This is a genomic window from Hamadaea sp. (assembly GCF_013362815.1).
GTDB lineage: Bacteria > Actinomycetota > Actinomycetes > Mycobacteriales > Micromonosporaceae > Hamadaea.
Genome location: NZ_JABFVK010000123.1, coordinates 1 through 2903, shown reverse-complemented (window position 1 = coordinate 2903; position 2903 = coordinate 1). Strand labels below are relative to the sequence as shown.

General features: G+C 69.7%; 4 protein-coding genes. 2 read left to right on the top strand and 2 right to left on the bottom strand.

Annotated features, from left to right (window positions below; translation table 11 throughout):
• Window positions 1–223 precede the first annotated feature (223 nt).
• Together HOV77_RS34690 and HOV77_RS34685 are read right to left on the bottom strand one after the other, a co-directional pair.
• A complete protein-coding gene (locus HOV77_RS34690) occupies window positions 224–1003 on the bottom strand; it encodes a VOC family protein (protein WP_290870692.1) in 780 nt (259 codons plus the stop codon).
• Window positions 1000–1527, bottom strand: coding sequence for a TIGR00730 family Rossman fold protein (locus HOV77_RS34685; RefSeq protein ID WP_290870690.1), 528 nt, complete (start codon window positions 1525–1527; stop codon window positions 1000–1002). The genes HOV77_RS34690 and HOV77_RS34685 overlap by 4 nt, the downstream gene beginning before the upstream one ends.
• 27 nt (window positions 1528–1554) lie before the next feature.
• On the opposite strand from HOV77_RS34685, the gene HOV77_RS34680 reads away from it, so the two are divergent.
• The gene (locus HOV77_RS34680) at window positions 1555–2490 is read left to right on the top strand and encodes an LD-carboxypeptidase (RefSeq protein WP_290870695.1); all 936 of its coding nucleotides are present in this window, start codon (window positions 1555–1557) and stop codon (window positions 2488–2490) included.
• 41 nt (window positions 2491–2531) lie between these two features.
• Window positions 2532–2903 (top strand): ABC transporter transmembrane domain-containing protein (locus HOV77_RS34675; protein ID WP_290870687.1); only part of this gene is annotated, 372 nt, incomplete at its 3' end.

Genomic DNA, 2903 nt, shown 5'->3' with positions numbered 1-2903 from the left:
GGGCGCGGTGCGGCGGGTGCGGCGGGCGGTGCGGCCCGCGGCGGCGCGGTGCGATCGCGTTATCCGGCATAACGCGGTCTCGCCGCGCGAATTAGCCGCGTTATCCCGGATAACGCGAAAGGAAGCGCCCGGGCCGAGCGAGAAACAGCGCCCGGGCCGAGCGAGAAACAGCGCCCGGGTCGCGCGAAAACAGCGCCCGGGCCAAAGGGAGCGAAGCGAGCGTCTAAGGAAGGCGAGAGGTCAAGCAGTAAACCCCACCGGCAGGATCCCGCATGACCGTCCACCCGGGACGGACGTCCACCACGGCAGCACCCAGCGAAACATGCCACGCGACCGCGTCGCGTACGTCGGAGCACGCCAGGTCCAGGTGCATCGCGGGAACGTCGGTGGGTGAACCGAGCCGCTGAACGAGGAGGCGAATCGGCAGCCCGGGTGGCGGCACGACCCGGTGGAACTCGGGAAGCGAAGCGTCCTCCAGGGTGAAGCCGGTGATCGCACCCCAGAAGGCGTACTCGGTGGCGAATCCGTCGGGGAGCGCGTCGACGCACATCTGGTCGGCGCGGACGCGTACGCCGGACGGCCCGGTCGCGGCGGGAGGAATCCGCGGCACCGCGTCGACGGCGCGCCAGGGCACGGCGCAGAACAAGTGCCCGGCCGGGGAGCGCAGCACCACCAAGTCGCCGTGGTCGGCGACGGGAAAAGCGCCGGCGGCGAGCGCACCGGTGACGAACGCCGGAACGTCGTCGACCGCGAAGTCGAGGTGCGCACCGCCGGTATCGCCGACCGCCGCCGGCTGCAAAGAGCCGACCGCCGCCGGCTTCAAAGAGCCGACCGCCTGCAGCTTCAGAACCGGGTCGCCGTGCTCGGGCAGGAAGGTCGCGAACTCGTCGAACTCACCGCGTCGGGGCGACAGCGTCGTGCCGGTGGCCTGAGCCCAGAACGAGGCCGCCTGGTCGAAGGCGGCGCTGGGCCGGTCGAGGAAGGCGTACGTCCAACGGATCATCGCAGCGCCTCCCAGGCCTCGTCGAGCGATTCCGCAACGGTGATCGATCCGGCCAGTACGGGGCTGATGAGCGGGCAGGACGCCAGCCAGGTCACGAGGCCGGAGTAGAAGCCGTCGGCGTCGAGCAGCACGACGGGCTTGTCGTGCAGGCGCAGCTGCGGTCCGGTCGTCCACACCTCGAACAGTTCGTCCAGCGTGCCGAGCCCGCCGGGCAGGATCAGGAAGGCGTCCGCCTTCTCGATCATGGTCGCCTTGCGCGAGGCGAGGTCGGCCGAGACGATCAGCTCGTCGACTTCATGGCTCGCCCGTTCCAACGCGACGAGTCCCTCCGGCATCACCCCCGTGACCGGTACGCCCGCAGCATGGGCGGCCTGCGCGAGCGCGCCCATCATGCCGAGGCCGCCGCCGCCGTAGACGAGGGAGTGCCCCTCGCGGGCCAGCCCCTTTCCGGTCTGGCGAGCCAGCTCGAAGAACGATTCGGGGGCATCCGACTTGCCGGAGCAGAAGACACAGATGGCGGCCACGCCGCAAGCATAGGCAACGATAGGCTGCTGACCATGATCGAACCTGTTCGCCCGGCCACCCTCGCCGACGGTGATCTGGTGGCCCTGGTCTCGCCCTCGGGACCGGTACGCGCTGCCCGAGCGGATGCGGCGGTCGGCGTACTCACGGGCTGGGGGCTGCGGACCCGGTTGGGTGAGCATGCGCTGGCCCGGAACGGGTACCTCGCGGGGACCGACGAACAGCGCCTGGCCGACCTCAACGGCGCGTTCGCCGACCCCGAGGTACGCGCAGTGCTCTGCCTGCGGGGCGGTTACGGCATGCAGCGCATCGTCGACGGGCTCGACCTCGACGCCGTACGCGACGATCCGAAGCTGGTCATGGGCTTCTCCGACATCACCGCGCTGCACCTGGCGTTGTGGCAGGGCGCCCGGCTGGCGACCGTGCACGGCCCGGTGGCGGCGCAGCTCGACAAGGGTGCGCAGTCGCCGACGGCGTTGGGGGCGAAGACCGTCCTGACCTCGGCTGTGCCGGTGACGGTCAAGGCGGACGAGGCGGAGAGCACGTTCCGCGTACGCCGACCGGGGCGAGCCGAAGGCGTGCTGCTCGGTGGAAACCTCGCGATGCTGGCGAGCAGCGTCGGAACCGTGCACATGCCGGATCTGACCGGCGCGATCCTGCTGATCGAGGACATCAACGAGCAGCCCTACCGGATCGACCGGATGCTGACCCAGCTGCTGCGGTCGGGTGCGCTGAGCGGACTCGCCGGTGTCGCGATAGGACAGTTCACCGACTGCGACGCCGAAGGCGAGGGCCCGTCCGCCGAGGACGTGCTGGAGGAACGGCTCGGTGCGGCGGGCGTACCGGTGCTCGGCGGGCTGCCCATCGGCCACGGTGATCAGCATGTCGCGATCGGCGTCGGAGTCCCGGCGGTGCTCGACGCGGACGCGGGCACGCTCACCGTCCAACCCGTAGGACGAGCGTAACGGGTATGCGGACCGGGGGGTCGTTAGTATAGGAAAGGAGTATGAGCCCCCGAATAGACCCCGACAAGAGCAAGTCCTGGTTACGGCGGGCCCTGCCGCTCGTTCGAGCGCATCGAGGCATGTTGCTGACCTCGCTCGGGCTTTCGCTGGTGGGGCTGTTGGTTCAGGTCCAGATTCCGGACGCGCTGCGGCGCGGCATCGACGACGCGCTGGTCGCGCGTACCGCTGATCTGAGCACTTATGTCTGGCTTGTCGCCGTGTTGGCGATCGCGCAGGGAGTACTCAACTATGGCGCGCGGAAGTATCTGCTGCGCACCGCGTACGAAATCGAATACGACCTGCGCACGCTCATCTACTCGCACCTGGTCCGCCTGCCCTACGGCTTCTACGACCGCGTCCAGTCCGGCGAGCTG